The 4,717-nt window shown below is 67.7% G+C and carries 7 protein-coding genes; 3 read left to right on the top strand and 4 right to left on the bottom strand.

Annotated elements, in window-relative coordinates:
* On the top strand, nucleotides 1–262 hold a 262-nt coding region (locus EAO72_RS41310; protein ID WP_222724177.1), incomplete at its 5' end, for a hypothetical protein.
* A gap of 201 nt (nucleotides 263–463) precedes the next feature.
* On the opposite strand, the gene EAO72_RS41305 is transcribed toward EAO72_RS41310, so the two are convergent.
* The gene (locus tag EAO72_RS41305) at nucleotides 464–1,654 is read right to left on the bottom strand and encodes an MFS transporter (RefSeq protein WP_261991881.1); all 1,191 of its coding nucleotides are present in this window, start codon (nucleotides 1,652–1,654) and stop codon (nucleotides 464–466) included.
* 79 nt (nucleotides 1,655–1,733) lie between these two features.
* On the opposite strand from EAO72_RS41305, the gene EAO72_RS41300 reads away from it, so the two are divergent.
* The gene (locus EAO72_RS41300) at nucleotides 1,734–2,123 is read left to right on the top strand and encodes a MerR family transcriptional regulator (protein WP_148022521.1); all 390 of its coding nucleotides are present in this window, start codon (nucleotides 1,734–1,736) and stop codon (nucleotides 2,121–2,123) included.
* Nucleotides 2,124–2,459: 336 nt separating this feature from the next.
* On the opposite strand, the gene EAO72_RS43700 is transcribed toward EAO72_RS41300, so the two are convergent.
* The gene (locus EAO72_RS43700) at nucleotides 2,460–2,591 is read right to left on the bottom strand and encodes a hypothetical protein (RefSeq protein WP_261991880.1); all 132 of its coding nucleotides are present in this window, start codon (nucleotides 2,589–2,591) and stop codon (nucleotides 2,460–2,462) included.
* 471 nt (nucleotides 2,592–3,062) lie between these two features.
* On the bottom strand, nucleotides 3,063–3,485 hold the full coding sequence (locus tag EAO72_RS41295; protein WP_148022520.1) for a winged helix-turn-helix transcriptional regulator: 423 nt from the start codon (nucleotides 3,483–3,485) through the stop codon (nucleotides 3,063–3,065).
* 87 nt (nucleotides 3,486–3,572) lie between these two features.
* Between EAO72_RS41295 and EAO72_RS41290 the strand changes: the two genes are divergently transcribed.
* Nucleotides 3,573–4,544 (top strand): Rossmann-fold NAD(P)-binding domain-containing protein, encoded by a 972-nt coding sequence (locus tag EAO72_RS41290; RefSeq protein WP_148022522.1) that lies wholly within the window; start codon nucleotides 3,573–3,575, stop codon nucleotides 4,542–4,544.
* On the opposite strand, the gene EAO72_RS41285 is transcribed toward EAO72_RS41290, so the two are convergent.
* On the bottom strand, nucleotides 4,448–4,717 hold a 270-nt coding region (locus EAO72_RS41285; protein ID WP_261991879.1), incomplete at its 5' end, for an integrase core domain-containing protein. The genes EAO72_RS41290 and EAO72_RS41285 overlap by 97 nt on opposite strands.

The following is a 4,717-nucleotide window of genomic DNA, read 5'->3' as shown; positions in this document are numbered from 1 at the left end:
GGTTCGCTTCGAGGACTCCCGCTGCGAAGCAGACCGCGACGCTGCACCCACTCAGCCGCACATGAAGTGCCTGGCCGAGTACCAGACCGCCAATCAACAGGGCGCAGCGCTCTGGGAGAGAGAGACCGCCGTGCGGCAGGCGGGCATCCAGACGAAGGGAAACATGGCGATCATCTTCGGTCTGCTCGGCGTGGCCTTCGCGGTCTTCGCCATGGTACCCGGCAGGGGGCGCCGGGCCGAGCCGCAGACCCCCGGGAAGTAAGGCGGCTCGGCGAGGCAGCCGCCGCCGCATACACGGGGCGAGGGGCGAGACCCACGCACGCACGTGCCCTGGCAGGAACCGCAGCAGACACCGGAGACAAAACGAGGCCACCAAACGCGGTCCCGTCACCACAGCAGCCAAGAAACAAGCAATTGGGATCGCGCGCATGGCGACTTCCTTTACGAGGCGAGTGGACGGGAATCAGGCGGCGATCGGAGCTTCGTGTTCGGCATCCTTCGCCGACGTCCGTGTCCGGGGCAGGACGAGATAGGTGAGGGCCAATCCGGCCAGGCTCAGTACCGCGCCCGCCAGGCCGGTCCACCGCAGAGCGCCGGCGGCGACGATCGCGCCGCCGATGACCGAGCCCGCTGCGGCTCCGAGGTTGAAGGCGCCCACGTTGACGGAGACCGCCAGATTGGGGGCGGCGCCCGCGTGGTGCAGGATCAGTCCCTGCAGCGGGGCGATGGTCGCGGTGGCGAGCAGGCCGAGTACCAGGACCGCGGCCACCGCAGTGGGCTGCCACACCACGGCGAACGGGACGAGCAAGAGCGTCCCGGCCAGCCCGCCGAAGACCCCGCGTACGGTGGCGCTGATCGACTTGTCGGTCAGCTTTCCGGCGGTGAGGTTGCCGAGGAAGCTGCCCGCGCCGTAGGCGAGGAGCAGACCGGAGACCGCCGTGGCGGAGAAACCGGAGACGCGGGTCAGCAGCGGGGCGATGTAGGTGAACACCGTGGCGACGCCGGAGAAGCCCACCGCGGTGGTGGCGATGGCGAGCATGACCGGCCGACGCGTCACCACGCGTATCTCGTCGCGCAGTCGCGTGGACGGTGCTTCCTCCCGGGGCAGAACGGCGGCCAGGAGCGTGGTGCCCACCAGGGACAGAACGGTCAGCACGGCGAACGGAGCCCGCCATCCGGCGCCCTGCCCGAGCAGTGCTCCCAGGGGTACTCCGAGGAGCGTGGCCACGGTGAATCCGGAGGCGACGGTGGCGATGGCCGAGCCCGTTTTCTCGGCCGGGACCACCCGGGCCGCCGTCACCAGCGCCAGGGCCAGGAACGCGGCGTGACTGAGCGAGGAGACCATGCGGCCCACCAGGAGCAGGCCGAACGACGGGGCCACGGCGCTGATCGCACTGCCCGACGCGAACAGCAGCATCAGGCCGATGGCGAGCCCCTTGCGCGGCAGACGCGAGGTCAGCAGGGCCATGAGTGGCCCTCCGATCACGACTCCGAGCGCGTATGCGGTCACCGCTTGTCCGGCGGTTCCCACAGAGACATCCAGATCCTCGCCGACCTGGGGCAACAGTCCAGCGATCAGGTACTCCGAAGTACCCACGACAAAGACGCTCGCACACAACGCGGCGAGCGTCGCGAAACCCTTGTTCATCTTCATGCTGCAGACGCTAAAGTCTCACATCGGTATGAGAGTCAAGTCGAACGGGCAAAGCCCGCGCGACCATCAGGAGGTCCATGTGCGCATCGGTGAGCTGTCCCGGCGGACCGGCGTGGCCGTGCACCTGCTGCGCTACTACGAGGAACAGGGGCTGCTCCACCCGCAGCGGCGCCCCAGCGGATACCGGGAATACGTCGAAGAGGACGTTGCCATCGTCCGCCGCATCCGCAGCCTGCTGGCCGCGGGCCTGGGCACCTCAACGATCACCACGGTCCTGCCTTGCCTGCGGGACACCGGCGACCGCCTCGTCCCCACCTGCTCGGACTTGCTCGCCGACCTCCACCAGGAGCGCGACCGCATCGCTCGGGTCATCGCCGACCTTCAGACCTCCATGGACGCACTCAATGACGTCATCGCTGCGGCCCCGGCCGACGTCACCCGCCGGGCACTGGCCTCACTCGACGTGTAAACGAATCAGCTCTCACAAACGACCCTTTCCCGGAACAAGATCGAAAGTGATCGGCGGGAGCGGTTGGGATCGCGGATTCACTGTCACAACTCGTTCTCACTCAAAAGTGGAAGCAGGCACGTTCTGAGAAATGTTTCAGTCCGATGCGGTTGTGAGGTCCTCGGCGGCCCACGGCTTGCCGAGGACGATGGTTCTGAGCACGGTCCACTCGCGCAAGCGGCGGGTGAGGAAGTCGCGGTCCGTGATCACCGCTGTCATGGTTCGGCCCAGGAGACGAACTCGGGTTCGGTCAGCAGGTCGGCGGCCCGGCGGTCCAGATGGCGGCCCACCGCGCTATCAGCCATCGTCGCGTAGGACGGCTGCCACCAGGTCGGATTCGTCCTCCGCGGCGACCGTCTCCAGGTGCTGCAGGTAGCGGGCGAAGCGCCGGTGCCCTGCGGGCTCCTCGTCCAGGCGCGGGCCGGTCATCCGACCTCCCTCCGACACTCCACGAGGTGGCCGCGTACGAAGCGGGCGCCTGCCCGGACCAAGGCGACGCGGTGAGGTGCGTTCACGGGCCGCCAGCGTTGCTGTGCAGACCGGCTTGCTGTTGCTCGGCTGTCCAACCGATGTTGGGCAAGGTGGTCCTCATAATTGCGCGGTGTGGTGGTTTGGGACGGCCGAGCTCCGTCCTGCCGGCTCTGCGGATGGACGGGGCAGCAGGTCCCGCTCGGTCGATCGGCACGACACCGATCTCGAATTCGATGGCCTTCGCCGCCCCCGGCCGGGGGCTGGAAGATGCGGCGCGTGCCGCGTCGGGCGACGAACACTGGTGACGGAGGCAGTGATCGCTAGAGCACAGAAGAACTTATGAATCGCTGCACCAGCTGTTGCGGGGTCATGAGGTTGTTACAGGCATCACTGGCAACACGCTCGGTGTGAGGCCAACAGCGGCCTCCGCTACCGGATGTCGTGGTCGGGGTGGGTCTGGTCGTACTGGTGCCGTGCCTCAGCAATGCCGGCGCGATGCGTGAGAGACCAGTCGGCAAGTGCTTTGACCAGGTGAGTCAGGTTGGCCCCGGTCTCCGACAGGCGGTAGTCGACCTGAGCCGGGACGGTCGGGTAGACGGTGCGGTGGACGAGTCCGTCGCGTTCCAGCCTGCGCACAGTGAGGGTGAGCATGCGCTGGGAGATGCCGTCGATGGCGCGTTGCAGCTCCCGGAAGCGACGCGGCCCGCTGGCGAGTTCGACGATGACAAGTACCGACCACTTGTCGCCGATGCGGTCCAGGACATCGCGGATCCCGCAGTCCGGGTGATCTTCGTGCCCGCAGGGATCGAGGTCAGCGGGCTGGGCGGTTACCTCAGTGTGCGCGGGTGACATCGAACTGCCTCCTTGTGGACGGTACCTGGGCGGATCAGGATCAAGTCTAGTTACCGAAAAGAACCACAACGGAAGAGTGTGACTGACATGATCTTGGTGACCGGAGCGAACGGGAACCTCGGCGCGGCCACTCTGGCGGCGCTGCATGCCCGCGGTGCGATCGCGACAGGCAGCAGCCGCACCCCGAGCGAGGGGATGCGGCGGCTGGATTTCGACGACCACTCCGGCATTGACCTCGCCGGTGTATCGATCTTGGCGCTGGTCTCCGCCGGCTACGCCGAGGACGACCAGGTCGTCAGGCGGCACGCGGCCGTCTTGGACGCTGCCGCCCGAGACGGTGTCCGTCATGTCATCTATACGAGCCTGACCGGTGCCGGCGACCACCTCGGTTTCGCACTGGCGCACCGTGCGACCGAACGGCGCGTGCGCGCTTGCAGCCTGCCGTGGACGATCCTGCGCAACGGCCTGTATGCCGAACTCTTCGGCGCTCTGCTGATGTGGGGCGACGACGGGGTGGAGTCCGCATTCGGCGACGGCGCCCTGGCCGCGGTCGCCCGTGCGGACCTCGCCGAAGCCGCGGCGATCATCGCAGCAGATCCGGCCCAACACACCGGGCGCACCTACGATCTGACCGGCGCGCCGATCACGACAGCGGACGTCGCCGACCGGCTTGGAGTCCCGCACCGGACCATCGGCCTGGGCGAGTACCGGCGCAGGCTCCTCAATGACATGCCGGACTTGCTGCCGTTCCAGCCGCCCATGCTCGCCTCGATTGCGACCGGCATACGGCACGGTTTCCTGGACGGCACCAGCCCCGACCTCGCTGACATACTCGTCCGTCCGATGAGCGACCCATTGGCTACAGCTGTCGCAGCCGCCTCTGCCACGAGACCGGGCCGCAGCCAGGTAACGGCAGGCAGCGCGCGGGCCTTCCCCCATGGCGGTGGACACGCGGTCATTGATCACGCGGCGAGCGTGAGCTTAGCGGCGTGGTGTCGTCGTTCGTATTCGTTGGGGCTGAGGTGGCCGTTGGCGGAGTGCCGGCGGCGGGTGTTGTAGCGGGACAGCCAGGCAAAGACCGTCCTTCTGCAAGTGTCGGCGTCGCCGTAGTCGCGGGCGCCCTGGAGTGTCTCCCGTTTCAGGGACGCGTGGAAGCTTTCGCAGGCTGCGTTGTCCGCACTCGTGCCGACTGCGCCCATGGACCGGGTGACCTCCAGCTGGTCGGCTGGTCG

This window comes from Streptomyces sp. OR43 (assembly GCF_008042275.1).
GTDB lineage: Bacteria > Actinomycetota > Actinomycetes > Streptomycetales > Streptomycetaceae > Streptomyces.
This window is presented reverse-complemented; position numbering and strand designations above follow the sequence as displayed.